Here is a 25,706-nt window from a genome sequence, read left to right on the forward strand (position 1 = left end):
AGAAGGAACCATGTCATCCCCACCGCCGTCCTCCGGCTCGCATCGAAAGCACGCGGCCGTTTGGGCCGGTCTGACCCTCGGACTCTCTGTCATTCTGCTGGCCCTGCTGATGCTGTTCATCTCGCCCTCGCTCCACTCCGGACCGCGGGACCTGGCCCTGGGCGTGGTGGGTTCCGAGGACCGGGCGGCATCAGTTGCAGAAACACTGGAAGACCAGTCACCGGGTGCCTTCATGGTGCAGCCCTACGAGAGCGCAGATGAGCTCGAGGCGGGAATCCGGAACCGGGAAATTGTCGGCGGGTTCAACTTCACGGATCCGGATATGACCGTCTATGTTGCCAGTGCCGGCTCTACGGCGGTGTCAGGAACAGTCAGCAATGTCGGGGCCACAATGGCCGGCGGCATGGGACAGACAGCCCGGATCGTGGACGTGGTTCCGCTTCCCGCGGGAGACCCGACCGGCGTGGGTATCGGCGGACTGGCCTTTCCGCTGGTGTTCGGCGGCATTGTGCCCGCCGTGGCGTTCCGCTCGATGCTGTCCGGACAGCGCTGGTGGATTTTCGCCGGGCTTACCGGCTTCTCGGTCGCGGGAGGCTTCGTTGTCGCCGCCGTGCTGAAATATCTGTTCGGCAGCATCGAGGGACCGCTGGTTCCGGTGGCGGCGAGTGTGGCGCTGGGCATCGCGGCGCTCGCGCTGCCCCTGGCCGGCCTCAATGAGTGTTTTGGCACCAAGGGGTTCACCATCGCGGCCATGTCCATGATGTTTGTCGGCAATCCCTTTGCCGGCATCGCCACCAGCGCCCAGTGGTTGCCGGGCGGGGTCGCGATGATCGGCCAGCTCCTTCCGCCCGGTGCTGCCGGCACGCTCGTGCGCTCCGTTGCGTACTTCGGCGGCGTCGGCGGTGGCGCCGCCGCACTGACGCTGGGGGTCTGGGTCCTGGCCGGAGCGGCACTGTGGTTCAGCGGGCCGGTTATTAAGGCCTCCATGGCCCGGAAGAGGCAGTAGCCACGGGGAAGTAAAGGGCAGTCCCTCACCCCACAGGCATCCAGAACGAACCCGGGCTGCCTGAGGCGCCCGGCCTCCTAGCTGCTGACGCCAAAAGCCTTGCCGACAGTGGAACCGTCGGTAAGGGTCTCCAGCATGAACGCCGCGAGGTCGCGGCGGGGAATTGAACCGCCCAGCCGGCCGGCGTCGGTGGTCTCGAGCGCCTTCCACCTACCGGCGGGTTCCTTGTCCGTGAGCCCCGTCGGCCGGACAATCGTCCAGGCCAGCCCGGAATCCTTCACGGCAGCTTCCTGCTCGTTGTGGTCCGCCAGGGCCTTGGCCAGGACCATCTTCATGATGGCCCTTAGCGGTGCGGGCATCTGGGAACCCGAGTCTCCCGCACCCAGGGAGGACTGCACAATAAGCCGGTCCACACCGTTTTCCTGCATGGCACGGATCACGGCCCTGGTCACCGCGGCCCGCTGGTTCGGAACACCTTTGGCGCCGCCCACGGTGACGACGACGGCGTCGGCTCCCGCCACGGTGCGCCCGGCAGCCGCGGGGTCGGTGGCATCGCCGGTAAGTACGGTCACGCCGGCGGGAGCCTTCCCGCTCCGTGAGAGGACCGTGACATCATGGCCCGCCGTGCGTGCCAGCTCTGCCAACTGTGCTCCGGTGCCCTTGGACCCGCCGATAATTGCGATCTTCACTGAATCCTCTAATCCGTCGTCGGGCGCGGTGTACACCTGAGCTGCGATTTTACCGCGGACCGGCCCCGCGGGCCGTGCGCTCCCGGCGCAGGATGTCCGGACCCTGCCCGCCAATACACCGGCCGGCGCCCCGGTTGTGGTGCAGGCAAAACAGCGGTCAAGTGTCGCACCGAACAGGCAAATATGACATGTCATTGCATGTAATGGACCGCCGGTATGCCAAATTGTTACCGGCCGCCCAGATGCGCTTTAATCCCATGTGGGGAGCGTCTTTCGTCGCCGGCCGATGGTGACTGATGCCCCTGTGTTAGGGCGGCACCCCTAGTTTGTTACCGCCGCGAATCAACTTGGGCTTATGCTGTTGGCTTTGTGAGTCGGTTCACCATTTGGCGGAGCCGCAACACCGGCGTGACAACGCCGGAACCGAACAGAACTTAGGAGGCGGAATGCGCGTCACACGCACTTCCAAAATGCTGAGCGTAGCGGCTGTTGCCGCACTCGCGCTGAGCGCCTGCGGTGGAGGATCCGACGAATCGGCCGAAGGCTCCGGTGAAGGCGACAACACCGCGATCATTACTGCTAATGGCACCGAACCGCAGAACCCGCTGATGCCGGTCAACACCAACGAAGTTGGCGGCGGACGCATCATGGACCTTCTCTTCGAAGGCCTGGTCAGCTACGACGCTGACGGCAACACGGTCAACGAGCTGGCAGAGTCCATCGAGACCGAAGATTCCCAGACCTACACCATCAAGGTGAAGGCGGACCAGAAGTTCACCAACGGCGACCCGGTCACGGCCAAGTCCTTCGTGGATGCCTGGAACTTCGGTGCCGCTGCGAAGAACGCCCAGCTGAACTCGTACTTCTTCGAGAGCATCGAAGGCTATGACGAAGTCAGCGCTGAAGGCGCCACGGCAGACACCATGAGCGGCCTGACCGTTGTTGATGACACCACGTTCACCGTCAAGCTGAGCCAGCCGGAGTCTGACTTCCCGCAGCGCCTCGGCTACACGGCCTTCTTCCCGCTGCCGGCTGCAGCTCTCGAGGATCCGGCCGCCTTCGGCGAAAAGCCCGTCGGCAACGGTCCGTACATGCTCGACGGCGACGACGCCTGGCAGCACGAGGTCCAGATTGACCTCGTCGCCAACCCGGATTACACCGGTACCCGTGTCCCGAAGAACGGCGGAGTGACCTTCAAGTTCTACTCCTCCTTCGATGCTGCCTATGCAGACCTGCAGTCGGACAACCTGGACATCCTGGACACCATGCCGAACTCGGCACTGAAGACGTTCAAGACCGATCTGGGCGAGGGCCGCTACTCCGAAAAGGCATACGCAGGCAACCAGACCATCACCATCCCGGGCTACCTGCCCGAGTTCTCCGGTGAGGCCGGCCAGCTGCGCCGCCAGGCCATCTCCATGGCCATCGACCGGGACGAAATCACTTCGGTGATCTTCTCCGGTTCCCGTGAACCGGCCAAGGAATTCACCGCTCCGGTGATCGAGGGCTACAGCGACAGCATCCCCGGTGAAGAGGTGCTGGAGTTCAACCCCGAGAAGGCCAAGGAGCTGTGGCAGCAGGCTGAGGACATCGAGCCCTGGCCCGCCGACAAGCCCTTCACCATCGGCTACAACGCTGACGCCAACCACAAGGAGTGGGTGGACGCCGTAGCCAACGGCCTGAAGAACAACCTCGGCATCAACGCTGAAGGCAAGCCCTACGCAACGTTCAAGGAACTGCGCGCAGACGCCACTGCCAAGACCCTCAGCGGTGCCATCCGTACCGGCTGGCAGGCAGATTACCCGTCGCTGAACAACTTCCTCGGCCCGCTGTACGGCACCGGGGCAGGTTCCAACGACGGTGAATACTCCAGCGAAGAATTCGATAACCTCCTGAGCGAAGGCCTCGCGGCTTCCACTCCTGAAGAGGGTGCCGAGATCTTCAACCAGGCACAGGAAGTCCTGCTGAAGGACCTCCCCGTCATCCCGCTGTGGTACCAGGTGGCTCAGTCCGGCTGGAGCAACAACGTGGAAAACGTTGAAACCGGCTGGAACGGCGTCCCGGTCTACTACAACGTCACGGCCAAGTAGCACCATCTAGACCGACCGATCCGGGGCCCGGCCAGAAGGCCGGGCCCCGGCTTGTATTCGGGTTCTTACCAAGAACAGGTATACAAAACATGCGAGACCTAAATCCCCCCCAGCTGGCAGGAGGCCAACCCTAATGGCCGGCTACGTCCTTCGACGTGTACTTCAAATGATCCCCGTATTCTTCGGGGCAACTTTCCTTGTCTATTTCCTGGTCTTCTCCCTGCCCGGCGATCCGATTGCCGCACTGTTCGGTGACAAGCCGGTCAATGAGGCCGTTGCTGCGCAGCTGCGCAGCCAGTACAACCTGGATCAGCCCTTCATCGTGCAGTATCTGCTGTACCTGAAGAACCTGGTGACCTTCGACCTCGGCATCGACTTCTCCGGACGTGAGGTCTCCGCCGTTCTGGCCCAGGCCTTCCCCGTCACGATCCGCCTTGCCATCCTGGCGCTGATCTTCGAAGCTGTCTTCGGCATTATCTTCGGCCTGATCGCCGGTCTGAAGAAGGGCAAGCTCTTCGACAGCACGGTCCTGGTTGTTTCCCTGATCGTCATCGCCATTCCCGTGTTCGTCCTTGGTTTCCTGCTGCAGTTCATAGTGGGCGTCAAACTCCAATGGACCTCGCCCACCGTCGGCGGCGATGCCGGGTTTACGGACCTGATCCTGCCGGCCCTGGTACTGGGCCTGGCATCCTTCGCCTATGTGCTGCGCCTGACGCGCACATCCGTGATCGAGAACATGAATGCCGACTATGTCCGCACCGCCACCGCCAAGGGCCTGTCACGGCCGCGCGTGGTTACCGTGCACATCCTGCGCAACTCACTGATCCCCGTTGTGACCTTCCTCGGGGCAGACCTGGGTGCGCTGATGGGCGGCGCCATTGTCACCGAAGGCATCTTCAACGTCCCCGGCGTGGGGCAGCGACTTTACCAGTCGGTCATCAGGGGCGAGGGACCCACCATCGTATCGATCGTGAGTGTCCTCGTCTTCGTCTACGTCATCGCCAACCTTCTCGTAGACCTCCTGTACGCCTGGCTTGATCCGAGGATCCGTTATGCATAAAGACACCGCAAGCACCGAGCACTATGTGGCACCGCTGGAGGAAACCCCTCTGGCCGAGACCGACAGCGTCAAGGAAGAAACCAAGGCGCTGAGCCTGTGGGGCGAAGCCTGGCGGAACCTGCGCACGCAGCCGCTGTTCATCATTTCGACCCTGCTGATCCTGCTGATCCTGACCGTGGCCGCGTTCCCGGGCCTGTTCACCAGTGCATCCCCGGATGAAGGCTGCCTCCTGGCCAACTCGAACGGTGGTCCCACTTCAGGACACCCGCTCGGCTTCACCCTCCAGGGCTGTGACGTATACGCCCGCGTCATTTACGGCACACGCGCCTCGGTTCTGGTCGGCCTGCTGACCACCATCGCCGTCGTCGTCATCGGCGGCATCCTGGGCGCGCTGGCCGGTTACTACGGCGGCTGGCTGGACGCGATCCTGGCCCGCCTCGGCGACATCTTCTTTGCACTGCCGCTGATCCTCGGCGCCATCATCATCATGCAGCTGCCGGCCTTCCGCGAAAACCGGACCATCATCACGGTGGTCTTTACGTTGCTCATATTCGGCTGGCCGCAGGTGGCACGTATTACCCGCGGCGCCGTGATTTCAGTGCGCAACGCGGACTTTGTGGTGGCCTCGCGGTCGCTGGGTGTTTCGAAGTTCTCGGCGCTGATGAAGCACGTGATCCCGAACTCCCTGGCACCTGTGATCGTTATCGCCACCATTTCGCTGGGTACGTTCATTGTTGCCGAGGCAACGCTGTCCTTCCTGGGCATCGGGCTGCCGCCCAGCATCATGTCGTGGGGTAATGACATCTCGGCTGCACAGACCTCGTTGCGCTCAAACCCGTCAACGCTGCTGTGGCCCGCCGCCGCACTTTCCATTACCGTGCTGAGCTTCATCATGCTCGGCGACGCGGTCCGTGATGCTCTTGATCCGAAGGCGCGCAAACGATGACCATCAACACCGAAAACGCTGCGGCCGTCCAGCCGCTGCTGGAAATCCGTGACCTTGCCATCAGCTTTGCCACCGCCAACGGCGAGGTTGAGGCTGTCCGGAACGCACATCTGACGGTTATGCCCGGTGAGACCGTGGCTATCGTGGGTGAGTCCGGTTCGGGCAAGTCCACCACCGCCCTGGCCGCCATTGGCCTGCTGGCCGGCAACGGCCGGGTCAGCGGGGGACAGATCATCTTTGACGGCGAGGACATCTCCCAGGCCAGCCCCAAGCGGATCCAGGAACTGCGCGGCAGCTCCATCGGCATGGTGCCCCAGGACCCGATGTCCAACCTGAACCCGGTCTGGAAGATCGGTTTCCAGGTCAAGGAAACCCTGCGGGCCAACGGACTGCCGCATGCCCCTGCCGACATCGCCAAGGTGCTGGAGCAGGCGGGCCTCCCGGATGCGGCACGGCGGGCCAAGCAGTACCCGCATGAATTCTCCGGCGGCATGCGCCAGCGTGCGCTCATCGCCATCGGCCTGTCCTGCCGGCCCCGCCTGCTGATTGCGGACGAGCCGACGTCGGCCCTGGATGTGACCGTCCAGCGGCAGATCCTGGACCACCTGGGCACGCTGACCGATGAACTGGGCACCGCGGTGCTGCTGATCACCCACGATCTGGGCCTGGCCGCTGAACGCGCTCAGAAGGTGGTCGTGATGTACAAGGGCCAGGTTGTCGAGTCCGGGCCCGCCCTGGAGATCCTCACCAACCCGCGGCACCCGTACACCCGCAAGCTGGTGGAATCCGCACCCTCCCTGGCCTCCAAGCGGATTGACTCCGCGAAGAGCCTGGGCGTGGAGAGCGCGGACCTGCTGACCTCCGAGGACCAGACGAAGCTGAAGGCAGCGGACAACGTCATCGAGGTCAAGGACCTGACCAAGGTCTTCAAGCTGCGCAACGGGCTGGGTAAATCCACGGACTTCACCGCCGTGGACAACGTCTCCTTCAACATCAAGCGCGGCACCACCACCGCCGTCGTGGGCGAGTCCGGTTCGGGCAAATCCACCGTGGCGCGGATGGTGCTGAACCTGGAGACGCCCACCAGCGGCTCCATCCTGTTCAACGGGGTGGACATGACCACGCTGAACTCCAAGCGCCTCTTCGAATTCCGGCGCCGGGTGCAGCCGATCTTCCAGGACCCTTACGGATCCCTGGACCCGATGTACAACATCTTCCGCACCATCGAAGAGCCGTTGCGGGTGCATAAGATCGGCAACGCGAAGAGCCGGGAGGCCAAGGTGCGCGAGCTCCTGGACCAGGTCGCCCTGCCCTCCTCGGTGATGCGCCGCTTCCCGAACGAGCTCTCCGGCGGTCAGCGCCAGCGCGTGGCCATTGCCCGTGCCCTGGCACTGGACCCTGAGGTGGTCATCTGTGATGAAGCTGTCTCGGCACTTGACGTGCTGGTGCAGGCACAGATCCTGAACCTCCTCGCGGACCTGCAGTCCGAACTGGGCCTGAGCTACCTGTTCATTACCCATGACCTGGCCGTGGTGCGCCAGATCGCGGACTATGTCTGCGTCATGGAAAAGGGCAAGCTCGTGGAAACCGGAAGCACGGACGATGTGTTCGACAACCCCCGGGAGGCCTACACCCAGGCCCTGCTGGCAGCCATCCCCGGATCGCGGCTCGAACTGCCGCCCGAGGTCGCCTAGCAGCACGGCGGTGAGGCATGAAGGCGGGGGACCGGTACGGTTCCCCGCCTTCCCTGCGTCCGGGCCCGATGGCGGCGCCTGCGTCCTGATCCGGGGCGGGGGGAAAGGCGCGCCGCGCCGGTGCGGAGATCAGCGCTAATACCGGCGCAAATACCGGCGCCACGGGTCCTCGCGGAAGCCGGCGCCGGGGGCCGCCGGATTACCGCATTAGGGAGAATATGGTCTTGGGATTAGAATGTTAGCGTGCCCGCTGACGGCGGGGCCTTCGGTGGATTCTGACTGGTGATTGAGCAAGAGATTGAATCAGCATTCGTACAGAACAGCCGGATACGCCGGAACCAAACCCGGCCGATATGAAACACCCCGAACTGATCTCCTATGAATTGAGTCCTCACGCATGTCAGAAACCAACACGGCTGTAAACAGCGCAGTGCGAAGCGATCTCCGCAACGTTGCTATTGTGGCCCACGTTGACCACGGTAAGACGACCCTCGTCGACGCCATGCTGAAGCAGACGAACTCGTTTGCCGCCCACGGAGACGTGGAAGAACGCGTGATGGACTCCGGTGACCTGGAGCGCGAAAAGGGCATCACCATCCTGGCCAAGAACACCACGGTGTTCTACAACGGCCCGGCTGCCAACGGCGAAACCATCACCATCAACGTCATCGACACCCCCGGCCACGCCGACTTCGGCGGTGAGGTCGAGCGCGGCCTGTCCATGGTCGACGGCGTGGTGCTGCTCGTGGACGCCTCTGAAGGCCCGCTGCCCCAGACCCGCTTCGTGCTGCGCAAGGCGCTGGCCGCGAAGCTCCCCGTAGTGCTGCTGGTCAACAAGACCGACCGCCCCGATGCCCGGATCGACGAAGTTGTCAGCGAGTCCATGGACCTGCTGCTCGGCCTGGCCTCCGACCTCGCGGACGAAGTGCCGGATCTGGACCTTGACCTGGTCCTCAACGTTCCCGTTGTCTACGCTGCAGCCCGTGTGGGTGCCGCGTCCCTGGAGCAGCCCGCCGACGGCGAGGCACCGGCCAACGACAACCTGGAACCCCTGTTCCAGACCATTCTCGAGCACATTCCGGCTCCGACGTACGATCCCGAAGGTGTCCTTCAGGCGCACGTCACCAACCTTGACGCCTCGCCGTTCCTGGGCCGTCTGGCCCTGCTGCGTATCTTCAACGGCACCCTCCGCAAGGGCCAGCAGGTTGCCTGGGCCCGCCAGGACGGCACCATGAAGACCGTCAAGATCACCGAACTCCTGGCCACCAAGGCACTGGAGCGCGTACCAACCGAATCCGCCGGCCCCGGCGAAATCGTTGCCGTTGCCGGTATCGAGGACATCACCATCGGTGAGACCCTGACCGACGTCGACAACCCCAAGCCGCTGCCGCTGATCACCGTTGACGATCCCGCGATCTCCATGACCATCGGTATCAACACCTCGCCGCTGGCCGGCAAGGTCAAGGGCGCCAAGGTCACGGCCCGCCAGGTCAAGGACCGTCTCGACAAGGAACTGATCGGCAACGTCTCGCTCAAGGTCCTTCCGACCGAGCGTCCCGACGCTTGGGAAGTCCAGGGCCGCGGCGAGCTCGCGCTGGCCATCCTCGTGGAGCAGATGCGCCGCGAAGGCTTCGAACTGACCGTGGGCAAGCCGCAGGTTGTCACCAAGACCATCGACGGCAAGATCCACGAGCCGATGGAACACATGACCATCGACGTCCCCGAGGAATACCTCGGCGCTGTCACCCAGCTGATGGCCGCCCGCAAGGGCCGCATGGTCAACATGTCCAACCACGGCACCGGCTGGGTCCGGATGGAATTCATTGTTCCCGCCCGCGGCCTGATCGGCTTCCGCACGCGCTTCCTCACCGAAACGCGCGGCGCCGGCATCTCCGCGTCCATCGCCGAAGGCTACGAGCCGTGGGCCGGCCCCATCGAGTACCGCACCAACGGTTCGATGATTGCCGACCGCGCCGGCGTTGTGACGCCGTTCGCCATGATCAACCTGCAGGAACGCGGTTCCTTCTTCGTGGAGCCCACCTCCGAGGTGTACGAAGGCATGATCGTTGGCGAGAACTCGCGCGCCGATGACATGGACGTGAACATCACGAAGGAAAAGAAGCTCACCAACATGCGTGCCGCTTCCTCGGACACCTTCGAAAACCTCACCCCGCCGCGGAAGCTTACCCTGGAAGAGTCCCTCGAATTCGCCCGCGAGGACGAATGCGTGGAGGTCACTCCGGAGTCCATCCGCATCCGCAAGCTGATCCTTGACGCCAACGAGCGCGCCAAGGCCAACCGCGCCCGCGCAAAGAACTAGCACCATCGCCACTTCGGCAGATTCCGGCAAGAGGTCCCCGCGCTGGCGGGGGCCTCTTGCCGCTGTGGCCGGCGGGATCCTGGCTGCGGTGCTGGGGACCTCGCTGCACAACCACGTGGTCTATGCGGGCGACACCGGCCTGCCGGTGGGTGCCCTGCTGGCAGTAGTGTTCAGCTGCGCTATTGCCCTGCTGGTGGGCCTGTGGCGGCGCAATGCCGTACTCAGCGCCGTGACGGGTGCGGTGACGTATCTGGTGCTCGGCCTGTTCTCCCTTGACCTGCTGAATGAGGCACCGTTGATTGTCACCGGCGCCAATGCAGAGGAGCAGCCGCCCGTAGTAACTGCCGGCCTGCTCTGGCTGTTCGGACAGGCGGTGGCCACCATCGCCGCCGTCCTGATCTGCGCACGCGTGCTGGGCCGGGACCGTGCCGCAGGGCAGCCGCCCGCAGCCGGGGCCTGACGCGCACCTGACAGTAAAGGCCGCTGGAAGATTCCTTCCGGCGGCCTTTGGCGTATCCGGCATCGACTTGTATCCAACCCGGAGCCGAATCCAACCCGGAGCCGAATCCAACCCGGAGCCGAATCCAACCCGGAGCCGTATCCGGCCGGAACTAGCGGCAGGAAACGGCCTCAGATGGGGATTTCCGTTCCCGGCGCGGAGGTGCCGGTGGGACGGGTTTGGCGGCTGTCACCAGCAGATACGGGATGACCACGTCGCCGCGCCGGGTGGAGACGGTGCAGTCCTCGCTGCCGGACCGGAGCAGGACGCCCAGGGCGTCCGTAAAGCCGCCTTCGATCCGGTAGCGCACCACCACGCGCTCTCCCGGCGCCAGCCGTTGCAGGAGATCGGCAGGCTGCTCGGGGTTCATTACTCCATCCTATGTCCGGGGCGCGGTGCTCACCGGGCGTCCCGGCTGGGAGATAATGGTTTCGGCTACTAACGTGGAACCAACACCCCAAGCGAGTCTCCGCCCGAACGGCGGGGGTACGCAGATCAGGAAGGCAAGGGACGTGACGTACGTAATTGCGCAGCCGTGCGTGGATGTAAAAGACAAGGCATGTATTGAAGAGTGCCCCGTGGACTGCATCTACGAAGGCGAACGCTCCCTCTACATCCACCCGGACGAATGCGTTGACTGCGGTGCGTGCGAACCCGTCTGCCCGGTTGAGGCCATCTACTACGAGGATGACACGCCCGAGGAATGGGCGGACTACTACAAGGCCAACGTCGAATTCTTTGACGACCTGGGCTCTCCGGGCGGTGCGGCCAAGGTCGGCAACACGCACAAGGACCATCCGATCATCGCGGCCCTTCCTCCGCAGAACCAGGCATGAGCCCGGCCGTCTCCCGGGCCTTCGGCCTGAACCTGCCGGAGTACCCCTGGGACGCCATGGCTCCGTACCAGCGCCGCGCCTCGGAGCACCCCGGAGGCGCCGTTAATCTGTCCATCGGCACGCCGGTGGATCCCACGCCCCGGATCGTCCGTGATGCCCTCACAGCCGCCGCAGACGCTCCCGGGTATCCCACCACCCACGGCACCGCCGACCTGCGGGAGGCCGTCTCGGAATGGTTCGCCCGGCGCCGCGGGGTGCCCGGCCTCGATCCGGCGGCCGTGCTGCCCACGGTAGGTTCCAAGGAACTGGTGGCCTGGCTGCCGCTGCTGCTTGGGCTGGGGGAGGGCGACGTCGTCGTCCGGCCCGTGGTTGCCTACCCCACCTATGACATGGGAGCGGTTCTCGCCGGTGCGACGCCGGTGGCGGCGGACAACCTCGATGACCTCGACGATCAGACGCGTGCGCGTGTCCGGCTGATCTGGGTCAACTCGCCGGGCAACCCCACCGGAATTGTCCGCTCCGCCGAATCGCTGGCTGCCCTCGTGGCGCAGGCCCGCGAGGTGGGAGCGGTGGTGGCCTCCGACGAATGCTACGCCGAACTCGGCTGGGGCCGCTGGGACCCGTCACTCGACGGCGAGCCCGTCCCCAGCATCCTTGGCCCGCGCGTCAGCGGCGGAAGCCATGAGTCCCTGCTCGCGGTGTACTCGCTGAGCAAGCAGTCGAACATGGCCGGGTACCGGGCTGCCTTCACAGCAGGGGACCCGGCGATCATCGCGAATCTGGTCAACAGCCGCAAGCATGCCGGCATGATTGTTCCCGCACCCGTGCAGGCGTCCATGGCGGTGGCCCTGCGTGACGATACGCATGTGGCCGCCCAGAAGGAGCTGTACCGTGCCAGGCGTGACCTCCTGGTGCCGGCGCTGGAATCCTTCGGACTGACCATTGAACACTCCGAGGCGGGACTGTACCTGTGGGCCACTGCGGGTGAGGATACCTGGGCAACCGTGGGCCGCTTCGCCGAACTTGGCATAGTGGTAGGCCCGGGGGTGTTCTACGGTGACGCGGGCGAAGGCTTCATCAGGGTTGCCCTGACCGGCTCGGATGAGGACGTCCGTGCGGCGGCGCAGCGGCTGGAAGCGGCGTCACAGGAATAGTGCGGCACAAAAAATGATGGGGACCCGCGCCGGACGGGCCCCGGTCCATGTTGCGCTTGTACAACAGTGCCCCTGCCGATTAGTGGTAAGGGCACTGAAACCGGTAGCGTTTTAGCGAAATAGTTTAGCGGAATGCACTATGTCAGTCGGAAGCGGATGTACATAGCGGCGGTTTCGAAAACTCCTAAAGGAGACTTAATGACTGAGCAACCCAGTGCCAAGCTTCAGTACGGCCCAAAACCGGAAGATGAGCTTGAGCTGCCCCGCGTTGCCGCAGCGGAAGGAAACGACGGATTCGACGTTTCCAAGCTGCTGAAGCAGACCGGCACCGTCACTTTTGACCCCGGCTTTATGAACACGGCGGCCACTACGTCCGCGATCACCTATATCGATGGTGACCAGGGCATCCTGCGGTACCGCGGCTACCCGATTGAACAGCTGGCCAAGCACTCGAGTTTCCTCGAGACCTCTTACCTGCTGATTTACGGGGAACTGCCCACGCCCACCGAGCTGGAGAACTTCGACCAGCGGATCCGGCGCCACACCCTGCTGCACGAAGACCTCAAGGGCTTCTTCGGCGGTTTCCCGCGCGACGCCCACCCGATGCCGGTGCTGTCCTCCGCGGTGAGCGCGCTGTCCACGTTCTACCAGGATTCCCTGGACCCGTTCGACGAAGAACAGGTGGAGCTTTCCACCGTCCGCCTGATGGCGAAGCTGCCGGTGATTGCTGCCTACGCGCACAAGAAGTCCATCGGCCAGCCGATGCTCTACCCGGACAACTCCATGAACCTGGTGGAGAACTTCATGCGGCTTTCCTTCGGCCTGCCGGCCGAGCCGTACGAAATCGATCCGGACCTGGTGAAGGCGCTGGACCTGCTGCTGATCCTGCATGCGGACCACGAGCAGAACTGCTCCACTTCCACCGTGCGTCTGGTCGGAAGCTCCAACGCGAACATGTTCGCCTCCGTTTCGGCCGGCATCAGTGCACTCTTCGGCCCGCTGCACGGCGGCGCCAACGAGGCCGTACTGAACATGCTGCGTGACATCCAGGGCACCGGCATGGCTCCGGAGACCTTCATGGAGAAGGTCAAGAACAAGGAAGACGGCGTGAAGCTCATGGGCTTCGGGCACCGCGTCTACAAGAACTACGATCCGCGGGCCAAGATCGTCAAGGCCACGGCCCATGAAATCCTGGGCAAGCTCGGCGGCAACGACGAACTCCTGGACATCGCCATGCGCCTGGAGGAAAAGGCACTTGCCGATGACTACTTCATCGAGCGCAAACTGTACCCGAACGTGGACTTCTACACGGGCCTGATCTACAAGGCCATGGGCTTCCCGGAGAAGATGTTCACCGTCCTCTTCGCCATTGGCCGCCTCCCGGGCTGGATTGCCCAGTGGCGTGAAATGATGCAGGATCCGCAGACGAAGATCGGCCGTCCGCGCCAGCTTTACACGGGCGCCCCGGAGCGTAACTACCCGCAGCGCTAGCGGTTCCGCCGGATTACCGGCAGGAAACCGACGAAAAAGGATAAAAAGGGAAGGTCCCCGGAAATTTCCGGGGACCTTCCCTTTTTATCTGCCAACCCGGTTGGCGGAAAGCGGGTTAGGACCCGGCGTAGCCTTCGGGGTTGTTCTTCTGCCAGCGCCAGTGATCCTCGCACATTTGCGCCAGTGACCGTTCGGCGCGCCAGCCGAGGTCCCGGTGCGCGGCGGACGGGTCCGCGTAGCTGACGGCGGCGTCGCCGGGCCGGCGGTCGGTGAATTCGTAGGGGATGTCCTTGCCTGCCGCGTCCGAGAAAGCGGTCAGCACCTCCAGAACAGAGGAGCCGTTGCCGGTGCCCAGGTTCCAGCGGAACACTCCTGAGTTTTCGCCGAGGTAGGCCAGGGCGGCGAGGTGCCCGGCGGCGAGGTCCACCACGTGAATGTAGTCGCGGACACCGGTGCCGTCGGGGGTGGGGTAGTCGTTGCCGAAGACCAGGACCTTCTCGCGGCGTCCCACGGCTACCTGGGCCACAAACGGCAGCAGGTTGTTGGGGATGCCCGTGGGATCTTCGCCGATGCGGCCTGATTCATGGGCGCCTGCCGGATTGAAGTAACGCAGCAGCGCAATGTTCCAGCGCCCGTCCGCAGCACCAAGGTCACTGAGGATGTCCTCGATCTGTTCCTTGGTGCGGCCGTACGGGTTCACGGCGTCCAGCGGGGCGTCCTCCGTGAGGGGCACTTCCTCGGAGGCGCCGTACACCGTGGCCGAGGAGGAGAAGACCAGGGTCCGCACATCGTGCCGGTCCATTGCTTCGAGCAGGTTGATCGTCCCCACAACGTTGTTGTGGTAGTAATACAGCGGCTTCGCCACCGATTCGCCCACCGCCTTGAGGCCGGCGAAATGGATGACGGCGTCAATGCTGCCGCCTTCGAAGACCTCCTCGAGTGCCGCGGTATCGAGCAGATCGGCGCGGACGAACTCAGCCTTCCGGCCGGTCAGTTCCTGAACACGGCGGAGGGATTCTTCGCTGGAATTCATAAGGTTGTCCAGCACCACCACGTCGTGCCCGGCTTCAAGCAGGGCGAGGGTGGTGTGGGATCCGATATAACCGGTGCCACCGGTGACTAGAATGCGCATGATCCTAAGCCTAAACGCTTCGCGCCGGCGTTGCGCTCTCCGTGCCGGGTGCGCGGACCGGCATTTACTCTTCCGGGGGAGTGAAAACCGTGACGGCTACCTGCCCGGCGGCAGCCTCTGATTCCTCCCAGACGGCCGTACCGACATGCCAGGTCCGCCCGTCGTAGGCCACCGATTCAATGCCCAGCGCCTTGGCGTTGGCCACAAACCAGGAGGCCACCGACCAGCCGTAGCTGCCGCTGACGTCCGCCAGGTACAGCGGACCCAGCACCGTGCCGCCCAGCGACCCGTAGATCGCCTCGGCGGCCGAGGCGCTTGCCGCAGGGTCAGAGGCTGTCACCGGTGCCCGCAGGGTGCAGGACAATGCGGCAGGGCTCTGACCGGTCAGCGCTGATGCGAACGCGCGTGCCGGACCCTCGTGCTTGGCGTAGGCATCCGGGAAGGCGCTGCGCTGCACGGCCTGTGCCGCTTCGGTGATCGGCAGGTCCAGATATCCCGGAACCTGTTCCAGGCCGTTGTAGAAGGCATTGGCCGCATAGACGGGATCCATCACCTGTTCCTCGCTGCCCCACCCCTGGGAGGGCCGCTGCTGGAACAGTCCGCGGGAATCCGGGCCGGCGTCGTCGCCGTAGTTCACATTGCGCAGCCCGGATTCCTGCAGGGCCGTTGCCAGTGCAATGGAGACTGCCCGCGGCGGCAGGCCGCGGGCAACTCCCACGCCGGAAATGACGGAGGCGTTGGTAGCCTGTTCCAGCGTCAGGGAGTATTCCGCCCCGCCCACGGCGGCCACGCAGCGTTCCGAGATCACCGGAGTGTGTTTCTTTTTCGACAGGGCGGACACGGCGAACAGCGCTGCGAAGGCGAGCACGCAGAGCAGCAGCAGGAGGACCAGCAGCCTAAAGCTGCGGGTCTCCTGCTGCCGGAGCATGGCCATGGCGTCGTCGCGTGTGTGCCGGGCGTCAGTTGGCGTGCAGTGCGGAGTTCAGCTCCACGGTGCGCCCGTTGCGGGGCAGTGCCTCCACGGCGCCCGTGGCGGAGTTGCGCCGGAACAGCAGGTTGGGCACGCCCGAGAGCTCCGAGGCCTTCACTACGCGTGGCTCGCCGCCGTCAGGGGAGGCAACACTGACACGGGTGCCGGCGGTAACGTACAGGCCCGCCTCCACCACGCTGTCATCGCCGATGCTGATGCCGACGCCGGAGTTCGCGCCCAGCAGCACGCGCTCACCCAGGGTGATCTTCTCCTTGCCGCCGCCGGAGAGAGTGCCCATGATCGAGGCCCCGCCGCCGACATCGGTGCCGTCACCGACGACAACGCCGGCGGAGATGCGGCCCTCGACCATGGAGGTGCCCAGGGTCCCGGCGTTGAAGTTCACGAACCCTTCATGCATCACGGTGGTGCCCTCGGCCAGGTGGGCGCCGAGGCGGACCCGTCCGGCGTCGGCAATCCGGACACCCGAGGGCAGTACGTAGTCGGTCATCCGGGGAAACTTGTCCACGCCGAATACCGTGACCGGGCCCCGGCTGCGAAGCCGCAGGCGGACGGACTCAAAGTCCGCCACGGCGCACGGGCCGTGGTTGGTCCAGACAACGTTGGGCAGGGAGGCGAAGATGCCGTCCAGGTTAATGGTGTTGGGTGCGGCCAGACGGGCGGACAGGAGGTGCAGCCTCAGGTAGGCATCGGCCGTGTCGGCGGGGGCGGCGTCGAGGTCGATCTGCGTATCCAGTACCTGCCCATGCGTTCCGCGGATGCCGTCGGCCAGGGCCTCGGCAGCGGCCTCGAGGTCGCTGCGCAGTGCGGCGTCGGCCTCGGCAGTGCCCAGAACGGGGCGGGGGAACCAGACATCGAGCACCGTGCCGTCGGAAGTGACGGTGGCCAGGCCAAGGCCCGAGGCAGTGCGGCTGTCTGTGGTTTCGGCGGTGGTGGGGGCGGAGCTTGAAGTCATGGGCTCCAGTCTACCGAGCGGTACTGTGGGACGGTGACTGATACAGCTGTGCCTTTTCTGGACCTTACCGACGACGTAGCGGAACTTACGGCTGCGCTGATGGCGATTGAGAGCGTCTCCGGCAACGAAAAGACGATTGCCGACGCAGTGGAAAACGCCCTGCGCGCCTACCCCCACCTGGAGGTGTCCAGGGACGGAGACTCCGTGGTGGCCCGGACCAACCTCGGACGGAGTGAGCGGGTCATCCTGGCCGGGCATCTGGACACCGTGCCCCTGCCGACTGTTCCCGGTTCGCGGGGGACGGTACCGCCGTCCTGGGACGGGGAGGTTCTGTACGGGCGCGGTGCCACGGACATGAAGGGCGGGGTGGCGGTCCAGTTGGTCCTGGCCGCCACGCTTACCGACCCTACCCGGGACGTCACCTACATTTTCTATGACCACGAGGAAGTGGACGCGTCCCTCAGCGGCCTCGGACGACTGGCTGAATCCCACGCCGAGTGGCTCAAGGCTGATTTCGCCATCCTGCTGGAGCCCACCAACGGCACCGTGGAGGGCGGCTGCAACGGCACCATGCGCTTCCACGCCACCACCACCGGACGCGCCGCACACTCCGCCCGCGCCTGGATGGGGGAGAACGCCATCCACGCCGCCGCTGAAATCCTGGTGCGGCTGCGCGACCATTCACCCGCCACCGTGTCCGTGGAGGGACTGGACTACCGGGAATCACTCAACGCGGTCAAGGTCTGGGGCGGCACGGCGGGCAACGTCATTCCCGATGCCGCCACCGTGGAAATCAACTACCGCTTCGCCCCGGACAAGAGCATCGAGGAGGCCGAAGCCTATGTGCGGACGCTGCTGGACGGGTTCGACGTCGTTCGCACCGATGCCGCCGCCGGTGCCCGCCCGGGCCTGACGCTGCCTGCTGCAGCGAGTTTCGTGGCCGCTGTAGGTGCAGAGCCGAAGCCCAAATACGGATGGACCGACGTCGCCCGGTTCAGTGCCCTGGGCGTCCCGGCTGTGAACTTCGGCCCCGGGGATGCGCTGCTGGCCCATACGGACAATGAGCATGTGGACGCCGCGGCCATTCGCACCTGCCTGGCGTCGCTGCGCACCTGGCTGAGCTGAGCCCCGCAACGGCGTAAAAACAACCGTGAGTCTTGCAGCGGCTGGTCCGGGACCAGCCGGCTGTTGTTGCCGTCGTTGGTGATGGCAGCACATCCGTCAGCCCGTGGCAATGCCACGGGCTGCTCGGCGCCCGGGCTCACGTCGCTTCAAGCCTGCGCACGCTCCAGTCCGCGGCGTTCACGACCTGCCCGCCTTCAGGCGTGATCAGGATCAACGTTTTGCCTCCGCGCATCGTCGCTGTACCGCCGATGCGGAGGTCCCAGGGGCGGCGCTCCATAATCTCCCCGTCGTTGTTGAACCGGAACAGGGAGTTCTTCCCATCGGAGGGCTCGTGGACCGCGACCCAGGTCCCCGTCACCGGGTCGTGGAGAACATGCCGGAAGTGCTCATCTATCCTCGCTCGTTCCCGCCCGTCGGAGTCGAGAAGGCGTAAGGGTCCGCCTATCTCGTTGATCGCCAGGTGCTCCCCGTCGCTGGCCGCACACCAAACCGTATTCAGTCCGGTCGAAATTCGGGACCCCAGCGGATCCAGCGAACGATCCAGCAGGCGGCACCAACCGCCACCTACTGCAAGCGAGAGATCCGGGTGCAGCGCGATCACTCTCAACGCCCCGCGCAGGGTACGCACCTCCTCCCCGGTCGCTGCCTCCAGCACGCGGGTGGTCCTGCGGAGATGAGTGACGACCACACGACCTCCAGCCAGGGCAGTCACGGCTTCTACGTTCGTGCGGCTGCGGTCCTGCCACAGCCGTTGTCCCGTCAGGTCGTACCCGCCCACGCCGTGGCGCTCCCACGCGCCGGCCACCACCACGGGGTGCTCACCGGGCACCAGTGCCCCCCGCCAGCCGCCGGAGTCCCAGACCGTTTCGAACGTGGCGCAGCGCGCATCGCGCATCAGTGACCACACGTCCACGACTCCCTTGGGCCGGGCGGTGACCAGCAGGTCCTCTTCCCACGGTGGTGCGGCCACCTGGCGAAGGTCGATCACTACGGAGCACCCCCTACGAGCTCATCGAAGATCATGCCGAGGACTCTGACGGTGGATCCGATAGCGGTCAAGTCCCCACGGAGGCGGTGCAGGACGTTCCCCGCGTCGTAAAAAAAGGGGAGGACAGGCGATGCCTGTCCTCCCCTTATTCGTGACCGTTCCGGTCTCGGCGGCTATTTGGCCGGAGCGGGAGCCTCGACGCCTTCGGGTTCGACGGTGTCTTCGATCTTGAGCAGCTTCCCGGCCCGGGCACCAAGGCGCCGGGAAAGGCGCTGCGCCGCGAACGTCAGCAGGAAGTTCAGCAGGATGAAGATGGCCGCCGTGACCAGCAGGGCCGGCAGGATGTTGCCCTCTCCCGAGGCCAGGCGGCGGGCGTATTCGAGCAGTTCGGTGTAACCGATAAAGGTACCCAGCGCCGAGTCCTTCAGGATCACTACAAACTGGCTCAGCAGCGCAGGCAGCATGGCAACGAGGGCCTGCGGCATTTCGATGCTGCGCAGCGACTGGCCCGGGGTCAGGCCGATGGCCAGACCGGCCTCACGCTGACCCTTGGGCAGGCCGAAAACACCCGAGCGCACCAGTTCGGCAATGACCGAACCGTTGTAGAGGGTCAGTGCGATGACCACTGCCCAGAACGGAACCTGTGCCGGATCCACCGACGTGGACTTGGACAGGAACTGGTAGAAGAACACCATCATCAGCAGCACGGGGACGGCGCGGAAGAACTCCACCACGATCCCGCAGGCCCAGCTGATCGGCTTGAAGGTGGAAAGCCGTCCGATGCCGAAGAGCAGGCCGAAGGCAATGGAGGCAACGACGGCGACGGCGGCAGCCTTCAGGGTGGAAAGCAGGCCGGGGAGCAGGTAGTACTGCCAGGTGCTCCATTCCAGGAACGGGGTCCACTTGGCGGCCTCGAACTGGCCCTTTTCGGCCAGCCCGGATCCTGCCACCCAGAGCAGGCCCAGGACCAGCAGGATGCCCAGGACGTTGGCAATTCTGATGTTCCGGCGCGCCTTGGGCCCCGGAGCGTCAAACAGGACGTTCTGTGCGCTCATCGTGCGACCGCCAGTTTCTTCGAGGCCCAGGTGGTGAGCAGGCCGATGGGGATGACAATGATGACGTAGCCGATGGCAAAGGTCAGGAAGATCTGGGTCATCAGGTTGGGGTAGAACTCAATCATTGTTTTCATCGTGCTGGAGGTTTCCACGGCTACACCGGCCGTGGCGGCCACGGTGGTGTTCTTCACCAGGGCAATCAGCACGTTGCCCATCGGGGCAATGGCACCGCGGAAAGCCTGCGGCATGATGATGATCCGTGCGGCCGGCAGGAAACCGAGGCCGATGGCCCGGGCGGCTTCCGCCTGGCCCAGGGGCACCGTGTTGACGCCGCTGCGGATGGCTTCACAGAAAAAGGCTGCGTGGTAGACCGTCAGGGACAGGACCGCCAGGCGGAAGAAGTTGGTGTTGAAGTCCGAGGACAGGCTGACGTTCAGCTGCGACCAGAGGGCGAGTGAACCGAACACCATGATGATGGTCAGCGGTGTGTTCCGGAAGATATTCACGTAGGCGGCACCGAACCACTGCAGGCTGGGGATCGGGGAGATCCGCATCAGCGCCAGGACGGTGCCCAGAATCAGCGACCAGAGAGCCGCCCAGAACGCGAGCTGGATGTTGACCCAGAAAGCGCCGACGACGTCGTACTGCTCGAAGAGGGCAGTAAAACCCTCCATGTTTCACCTCTTTATGGTGGACGAAGCCCGGGCCGGGAGAGCGGAATGCCCTCCCGGCCTCGGGGTGGAACGGACGGCGCAGGAGCGCCGGTGGTACTGGTTAGGCGCAGGCGTCCGTCTTCGGCGGGTTCAGCTCTGCGTTGAAGGTGTAGTCAGCGCCTTCGGTGTTCTTCTTGATGGCATCTTCCCAAGCACCTTCTTCAACCATCTTGGTAATGGCGGTGTTGATGTCCTCGCACTTGACGAGTCCGCCGTCCTTCGGCAGGCCGACGCCGTAGCGCTCCTCGGAGAAGGTGTTGCCCACTACCTTGAACTTGCCCTTGTTGGCGTCCGTGGAGGCCAGGCCCGCAAGGATGATGTCGTCGGTGGTGACGGCGTCAATGGAGCCGCCCTGCATGGCAGTGACGCACTCGGCGTAGCTGGGCTGCTCGAGCAGGTTCACGCCGGCAGCGTAGTTGTCCTTGATCTTCTGGGCGGAGGTGGAGCCCGTGACGGAGCACAGGTTCTTGCCGTCGAGCTTGTCCGGTCCGCTGATGTCGCTGTCGGAAGCAACCAGCAGGTCCTGGCCGGCTACGAAGTAGGGGCCGGCGAACGCAATCTTTTCCTTGCGGGTGTCCGTGATGGAGTAGCTCGCCAGGATCATGTCCACCTGGTCGTTCTCGAGCATGTTTTCGCGCTGCGGGGAGGGCGTGGAGATGAACTCGATCCGGTCCTCGGGGTAGCCCAGCTCTTCGGCAACATACTTGGCTACGTCTACGTCAAAGCCGGTGAACTCGCTGCCGTCCTTGAAGCCGACACCGGGCTGGTCGAACTTGATGCCGATGCGGATCTTTTCGCCGGATCCTTCGCTGCCGGAATCGGAGCCGGAATCTCCGCCGCAGGCGGAGAGGGTAAGGGCGGCCACGGCAGCGATTGCTGCTGCGGCGTAACGGGTCTTGCGCATGATGTCTCCTTGCATTGCGGTGCTCCGGTGGACGGGGCACCTAGCCTCATAAGGATTTCCCCCAACTGGTGAAACCCCGGTACTGCGGTACTGCCGGTACTGCTGTGGACGGTCTAGTGCGAGAGGATCTTGCCGAGGAAGTCCTTGGCGCGGTCACTCTTGGGATTCGTAAAGAATTCTTCGGGCGTGGCTTCTTCGACAATCTGTCCGTCGGCCATAAAGATGACGCGGTCTGCTGCCTTGCGTGCGAAGCCCATTTCGTGCGTGACCACCACCATGGTCATGCCTTCCTTGGCCAGGCCCACCATGGTGTCCAGGACCTCGTTGATCATTTCCGGGTCCAGTGCCGAGGTGGGCTCATCGAAGAGCATGACCTTGGGTTTCATGGCGAGTGCGCGGGCGATCGCCACGCGCTGCTGCTGCCCGCCGGAAAGCTGGGCCGGGAGCTTGTTGGCCTGGTTGGCAACGCCAACGCGCTCCAGCAGCTCCATGGCCAGCTTCTTGGCCTCGGCCGGCTTGGATTTGCGGACCTTCACCGGTCCCAGCGCAACGTTGTCCACGATGGACTTGTGGGCAAACAGGTTGAAGGACTGGAAGACCATCCCGACGTCGGCGCGGAGCTTGGCCAGGGCACGGCCCTCGGCCGGCAGGACGGCGCCGTCAACGGTGATCTCGCCGTCGTCGATGGTCTCGAGGCGGTTGATCGCACGGCACAGGGTCGACTTGCCGGATCCCGAAGGGCCGATAACGACGACGACCTCGCCGCGGGCGATGTCGAGATTGATGTTCTGCAGGACGTGGAGGTCCCCGAAGTGCTTGTTCACGTTCTTCAGCGAAACAAGCGGTGCAGCGGATTCAGGCGCGGACGTGCCTGGGGTTGTGTCACTGGTCATAAGGAAAATCTAACCAGATTATGTTGCAGGCATGTGTCAGGCGCCACTGGGAGGGGTAATTGTGACTCAAGAGCAACCTAAATCGGGGGATGCGGCCCGATGCGTATGATCCCGTTGCCAGCGGCGCCATCCCGGCTAGCCTAGAGGCATGCCTACGAGTGAAGAGCACCTGACCCAGAATGGCTCGCGGAAGCGCGGACCGGTGGAGCTGCGCCGCGGCGCCGCCCTGACGCCGCAGTCGGACCGGTTCCTGCTGGACACCGCAGGAACCAGCCATTTCACGCATACCGACCCCTGGCGGGTTCTGCGGATCCAGAGCGAATTCGTGGAGGGGTTCGGCACCCTCTCCGAACTGGGGCCGGCCGTCAGTGTCTTCGGATCAGCCCGCAGTGTGCCGGGCTCGCGCTATTACAAGCTGGGCGAGGAGGTGGGCCGGCTGCTGGCGGAAGCAGGGCTGGCCGTGATCACCGGGGGCGGGCCGGGCTCGATGGAGGCGGCCAACAAGGGCGCGGTGGGCGCGGACGGGCTGTCCGTCGGCCTGGGGATCGAACTGCCCTTCGAAACCGGGCTCAACGAATGGGTGGACCTGGGGGTGAACTTCCGCTATTTCTTTGTGCGGAAAACGATGTTCGTGAAGTACGCCCAGGGTTTCATTGTGCTGCCGGGCGGTTTCGGCACGCTGGATGAACTGTTTGAGGCCATGACCCTGGTGCAGACGCAGAAGGTAACTTCCTTCCCGATTGTGCTGGTGGGTTCGGATTTCTGGAACCCGCTGCTGGACTGGATCCGCGAGACACTGCTGGCCGAGGGCATGGTGGCGGAAACGGATTTGAAGCTCATTCACGTGGTGGATGACCCGGCCGAGGCAGTCCGGCTGATGATTGCGGACAGCGCCGGCCACGTCTCGCCGTAGCAGCGCATCTGGCACGATGGTCCTGTGACACTCCTTCTGGTATTCCTTGCCATTGCCGTCCTGGGCGTGGCGGCGATGTTCTCCGCCGGCCGGCTGCGAAGCGCTTCGCCGGAGCACGGCTCCGAGACGGTCCGGGGGCCCGCGGAAGTGCAGGGCCTGGCGGAGCCGGATCCGAGGCTGCCTCCGGTGCTGCTGCCGGAGGATCCGGACGCGGATGACATCGCGCGCCTGCGGTTCTCCGTCGCCCCGCGGGGGTACCGGATGGACCAGGTGGATGCGGTCCTGGACCGGCTGGCCCGGACCCTGGCCGAGAAGGACGAACGGATCGGCCAACTGGAGGCGGACCGTCGGGCCCGCAGCCAGGACGCGGCGCCGGACGGAGAGGCTAAGTGAGCGCCCTGCCCGGCGCGGACGGGCAGCTGCGCTGCGGATGGGCGCTGGCGAGCCTGGATTATCAGCACTACCACGACACGGAATGGGGCAGGCCGGTAGAGGGCGACCGTGCACTTTTTGAACGGCTCAGCCTGGAAGCCTTCCAATCCGGGCTCAGCTGGATCACGATCCTGCGCAAGCGGGAGGCATTCCGTGCAGCGTTCGCGGACTTCGATCCGGTGGCGGTGGCGGCTTTCGGCGACGCCGACAGGGAACGGCTGCTGGCTGACCCGGGCATTGTGCGCAACGCTGCGAAGATCGATGCGGTGATTTCGAATGCGCGCGCGCTGCTGATGCTGCCGGATGCCGGCGGCCTGGACAGTCTGCTGGAACGCTACCGTGCCCCGGGGGACAGGCCGGCCCCCCGCACCTCTGCCGAGGTTCCCGCGTCCACACCGGAATCCGCGGCGCTCGCAGCCGATCTGAAAAAACGCGGATTCCGTTTTGTCGGTCCGATTACCGCGTATGCCATGCTCCAGGCCACCGGGTACGTCAATGACCATCTGGCCTCCTGCTGGGTCCGTCACAGTGGCTGACCGTCCGCAGGAAACCGCCACCACCTCACGGGTGCATGCCCGGATGCGGACTGCTGCGGGGCGGGCATCCGCCGCTTTCTCCCGGTGGCCCTGGTATCTCCAGGTCCTTGCCCTGTGGGCCGCCGCGCGGCTCTTCTCGCTGGCGGTGCTGGCAGCTGTTGCACGGTTCCAGCCGGCCGGGCCGTGGTGGGGTCCGTCCCCGACGTATTGGCAGTTCATCAATATCTGGGACGCCGAGTGGTATTCGCGTATCTATGAGAATGGCTATCCGGACGCCGTCCCGAGGGATCCGGCGGGGAAAGCGCTTGAAAACGAGTGGGCGTTTTACGCGTTGTTTCCTTTGGTGGTCCGCGGCCTGGACGCGGTGACCGGACTCGGCTGGAACGTACTTGCGCCGATTGTCGCCATGGTGGCGGGCGCTGCCGCCGCCCTGGTGATTTACCGGTTGTTCCGGCTGCGGGCAGGCCGCGGGACAGCCCTGTGGGGGGTGCTGTTTGTAGCCGTCTTCCCGGTGTCGCCCATCCTGCAGATTCCCTACGCGGAAGCCCTGAACCTGCTGCTGCTGGCCGGTGCCCTGTACCTGCTCCTTGAGCGGCGGTACCTAACCGCTATTCCGGTGGTGGTGCTGATGTGCCTGTCCCGGCCGGTGGGTGTGCCGTTTGCCCTGACCGTGGGCCTGATTCTGCTGATCCGCCTTGCACGGCGCGGACAGGCAGGATTCCCCGGGCGTGAAGCCTGGAGCCTTACGGCCCTGACGGCAGTTTCCGGTGCGGCGGCGCTGGCCTGGCCGGCGCTCGCCTGGGCTGGGACGGGAGACATACGGGCCTATACGGATACCGAGAGCGCCTGGCGGTTCGGTGATTTGGTGCCGTTCAAGCCATGGCTGACCATGGCGGAAAACCTCGTCGGCCCGGTTTTCGGCCCTGTCCTGCTGGCGGTCCTTCTCCTGGCCATGGCGCTGTACCTGACTTCACCGCCGGTGCGGCGGCTGGGACTGGAACTCCAGCTGTGGTGCGCGTCGTATCTGCTGTACCTGCTGGTCTTCCTGAACCCGCAGACAAGCACCTTCCGTCTGCTGCTGCCGCTCTTTCCGCTGGCGCTTTCGGCGGCGTGGCTCAGCCGGTCCCGGGCGTACCGGGGAACCGTGGTGGTGACCTTCGCGGTGCTGCAGATTGTCTGGGTGGCCTGGCTCTGGCGGTGGACCCCGCTGCCCGGAGGCGGGGACTATCCGCCGTAGCCGTTGTGGCCCGGAACACACGAAATTTCCTCTGGTTGCCACTTGTACGG

At 64.7% G+C, this 25,706-nt stretch carries 25 protein-coding genes; 15 read left to right on the top strand and 10 right to left on the bottom strand.

All coding sequences use genetic code 11. The features are described 5' to 3' along the window. Window positions 1–10: 10 nt before the first annotated feature. Window positions 11–1,006: a hypothetical protein gene (locus AC5RTS_RS05230; RefSeq protein ID WP_493991022.1), complete on the top strand. Its 996-nt coding sequence runs from the start codon at window positions 11–13 to the stop codon at window positions 1,004–1,006. A gap of 77 nt (window positions 1,007–1,083) precedes the next feature. Here AC5RTS_RS05230 and AC5RTS_RS05235 read toward each other — a convergent pair whose 3' ends face one another. Then, window positions 1,084–1,695 (bottom strand): NAD(P)-dependent oxidoreductase, encoded by a 612-nt coding sequence (locus AC5RTS_RS05235; RefSeq protein ID WP_493991023.1) that lies wholly within the window; start codon window positions 1,693–1,695, stop codon window positions 1,084–1,086. A gap of 446 nt (window positions 1,696–2,141) precedes the next feature. Here AC5RTS_RS05235 and AC5RTS_RS05240 point away from each other — a divergent pair, with 446 nt between their 5' ends. The 6 genes from AC5RTS_RS05240 (at window position 2,142) to AC5RTS_RS05265 (ending at window position 10,265) form a co-directional block, all read left to right on the top strand. Next, window positions 2,142–3,785: a peptide ABC transporter substrate-binding protein gene (locus AC5RTS_RS05240; protein WP_493991024.1), complete on the top strand. Its 1,644-nt coding sequence runs from the start codon at window positions 2,142–2,144 to the stop codon at window positions 3,783–3,785. A gap of 133 nt (window positions 3,786–3,918) precedes the next feature. Continuing rightward, window positions 3,919–4,845: an ABC transporter permease gene (locus AC5RTS_RS05245; RefSeq protein WP_493991025.1), complete on the top strand. Its 927-nt coding sequence runs from the start codon at window positions 3,919–3,921 to the stop codon at window positions 4,843–4,845. Next, window positions 4,838–5,791: an ABC transporter permease gene (locus AC5RTS_RS05250; protein ID WP_493991026.1), complete on the top strand. Its 954-nt coding sequence runs from the start codon at window positions 4,838–4,840 to the stop codon at window positions 5,789–5,791. Before AC5RTS_RS05245 ends, AC5RTS_RS05250 begins: the two co-directional genes overlap by 8 nt. Next, the gene (locus AC5RTS_RS05255) at window positions 5,788–7,485 is read left to right on the top strand and encodes an ABC transporter ATP-binding protein (RefSeq protein ID WP_493991027.1); all 1,698 of its coding nucleotides are present in this window, start codon (window positions 5,788–5,790) and stop codon (window positions 7,483–7,485) included. The genes AC5RTS_RS05250 and AC5RTS_RS05255 overlap by 4 nt, the downstream gene beginning before the upstream one ends. A gap of 397 nt (window positions 7,486–7,882) precedes the next feature. After that, window positions 7,883–9,805 (top strand): translational GTPase TypA, encoded by a 1,923-nt coding sequence (gene typA / locus AC5RTS_RS05260; protein ID WP_493991028.1) that lies wholly within the window; start codon window positions 7,883–7,885, stop codon window positions 9,803–9,805. A gap of 64 nt (window positions 9,806–9,869) precedes the next feature. Next, window positions 9,870–10,265, top strand: coding sequence for a hypothetical protein (locus tag AC5RTS_RS05265; RefSeq protein ID WP_493991029.1), 396 nt, complete (start codon window positions 9,870–9,872; stop codon window positions 10,263–10,265). 151 nt (window positions 10,266–10,416) lie between these two features. Here AC5RTS_RS05265 and AC5RTS_RS05270 read toward each other — a convergent pair whose 3' ends face one another. Further along, the gene (locus tag AC5RTS_RS05270) at window positions 10,417–10,674 is read right to left on the bottom strand and encodes a putative acetyltransferase (RefSeq protein ID WP_493991030.1); all 258 of its coding nucleotides are present in this window, start codon (window positions 10,672–10,674) and stop codon (window positions 10,417–10,419) included. A 142-nt stretch (window positions 10,675–10,816) separates the two neighbouring features. On the opposite strand from AC5RTS_RS05270, the gene fdxA reads away from it, so the two are divergent. From fdxA to AC5RTS_RS05285, 3 genes are all read left to right on the top strand, one after another. Next, complete coding sequence (gene fdxA / locus AC5RTS_RS05275; RefSeq protein ID WP_227903680.1) at window positions 10,817–11,140, top strand: ferredoxin; 324 nt, start codon at window positions 10,817–10,819, stop codon at window positions 11,138–11,140. Beyond that, window positions 11,137–12,294, top strand: a complete 1,158-nt coding sequence (gene dapC, locus AC5RTS_RS05280) for a succinyldiaminopimelate transaminase (RefSeq protein WP_493991031.1) — start codon at window positions 11,137–11,139, stop codon at window positions 12,292–12,294. Before fdxA ends, dapC begins: the two co-directional genes overlap by 4 nt. A gap of 198 nt (window positions 12,295–12,492) precedes the next feature. After that, entirely contained in the window at window positions 12,493–13,785 is a 1,293-nt protein-coding gene (locus AC5RTS_RS05285) for a citrate synthase (protein ID WP_493991032.1), read from the top strand. A gap of 115 nt (window positions 13,786–13,900) precedes the next feature. On the opposite strand, the gene galE is transcribed toward AC5RTS_RS05285, so the two are convergent. The 3 genes from galE to dapD all read right to left on the bottom strand — a co-directional run bounded on the left by galE (window position 13,901) and on the right by dapD (window position 16,860). Next, window positions 13,901–14,917, bottom strand: coding sequence for a UDP-glucose 4-epimerase GalE (gene galE, locus AC5RTS_RS05290; RefSeq protein ID WP_493991033.1), 1,017 nt, complete (start codon window positions 14,915–14,917; stop codon window positions 13,901–13,903). 64 nt (window positions 14,918–14,981) lie between these two features. Beyond that, complete coding sequence (locus AC5RTS_RS05295) at window positions 14,982–15,845, bottom strand: transglycosylase SLT domain-containing protein (RefSeq protein WP_493991303.1); 864 nt, start codon at window positions 15,843–15,845, stop codon at window positions 14,982–14,984. Between the two features lie 31 nt (window positions 15,846–15,876). Beyond that, window positions 15,877–16,860 carry a 2,3,4,5-tetrahydropyridine-2,6-dicarboxylate N-succinyltransferase gene (gene dapD / locus AC5RTS_RS05300; RefSeq protein ID WP_493991034.1) on the bottom strand — a complete coding sequence of 328 codons (984 nt, stop codon included), beginning with the start codon at window positions 16,858–16,860 and terminating at the stop codon, window positions 15,877–15,879. Between the two features lie 33 nt (window positions 16,861–16,893). Here dapD and dapE point away from each other — a divergent pair, with 33 nt between their 5' ends. Further along, window positions 16,894–17,985, top strand: a complete 1,092-nt coding sequence (gene dapE, locus AC5RTS_RS05305; RefSeq protein WP_493991035.1) for a succinyl-diaminopimelate desuccinylase — start codon at window positions 16,894–16,896, stop codon at window positions 17,983–17,985. A gap of 136 nt (window positions 17,986–18,121) precedes the next feature. On the opposite strand, the gene AC5RTS_RS05310 is transcribed toward dapE, so the two are convergent. From AC5RTS_RS05310 to AC5RTS_RS05330, 5 genes are all read right to left on the bottom strand, one after another. After that, on the bottom strand, window positions 18,122–18,973 hold the full coding sequence (locus AC5RTS_RS05310; RefSeq protein ID WP_493991036.1) for a WD40 repeat domain-containing protein: 852 nt from the start codon (window positions 18,971–18,973) through the stop codon (window positions 18,122–18,124). 173 nt (window positions 18,974–19,146) lie between these two features. Next, window positions 19,147–20,028: an amino acid ABC transporter permease gene (locus AC5RTS_RS05315; protein ID WP_493991037.1), complete on the bottom strand. Its 882-nt coding sequence runs from the start codon at window positions 20,026–20,028 to the stop codon at window positions 19,147–19,149. Continuing rightward, complete coding sequence (locus AC5RTS_RS05320; protein ID WP_493991038.1) at window positions 20,025–20,702, bottom strand: amino acid ABC transporter permease; 678 nt, start codon at window positions 20,700–20,702, stop codon at window positions 20,025–20,027. Before AC5RTS_RS05320 ends, AC5RTS_RS05315 begins: the two co-directional genes overlap by 4 nt. Window positions 20,703–20,802: 100 nt before the next feature. Further along, window positions 20,803–21,645: a glutamate ABC transporter substrate-binding protein gene (locus AC5RTS_RS05325; RefSeq protein WP_493991039.1), complete on the bottom strand. Its 843-nt coding sequence runs from the start codon at window positions 21,643–21,645 to the stop codon at window positions 20,803–20,805. Window positions 21,646–21,758: 113 nt separating this feature from the next. After that, window positions 21,759–22,538 carry an amino acid ABC transporter ATP-binding protein gene (locus tag AC5RTS_RS05330; RefSeq protein WP_493991040.1) on the bottom strand — a complete coding sequence of 260 codons (780 nt, stop codon included), beginning with the start codon at window positions 22,536–22,538 and terminating at the stop codon, window positions 21,759–21,761. A gap of 148 nt (window positions 22,539–22,686) precedes the next feature. Between AC5RTS_RS05330 and AC5RTS_RS05335 the strand changes: the two genes are divergently transcribed. From AC5RTS_RS05335 to AC5RTS_RS05350, 4 genes are read left to right on the top strand one after another with little or no spacing between them, the layout of a single operon-like run. Next, a complete protein-coding gene (locus AC5RTS_RS05335) occupies window positions 22,687–23,451 on the top strand; it encodes an LOG family protein (RefSeq protein ID WP_493991041.1) in 765 nt (254 codons plus the stop codon). A 24-nt stretch (window positions 23,452–23,475) separates the two neighbouring features. Continuing rightward, window positions 23,476–23,844 carry a DivIVA domain-containing protein gene (locus AC5RTS_RS05340; protein WP_493991042.1) on the top strand — a complete coding sequence of 123 codons (369 nt, stop codon included), beginning with the start codon at window positions 23,476–23,478 and terminating at the stop codon, window positions 23,842–23,844. Further along, window positions 23,841–24,419, top strand: coding sequence for a DNA-3-methyladenine glycosylase I (locus tag AC5RTS_RS05345; protein WP_493991043.1), 579 nt, complete (start codon window positions 23,841–23,843; stop codon window positions 24,417–24,419). Before AC5RTS_RS05340 ends, AC5RTS_RS05345 begins: the two co-directional genes overlap by 4 nt. 43 nt (window positions 24,420–24,462) lie before the next feature. Next, window positions 24,463–25,656, top strand: a complete 1,194-nt coding sequence (locus AC5RTS_RS05350) for a hypothetical protein (RefSeq protein WP_493991304.1) — start codon at window positions 24,463–24,465, stop codon at window positions 25,654–25,656. Window positions 25,657–25,706 lie beyond the last annotated feature (50 nt).

Source organism: Arthrobacter sp. MDT1-49-2, assembly GCF_059090185.1.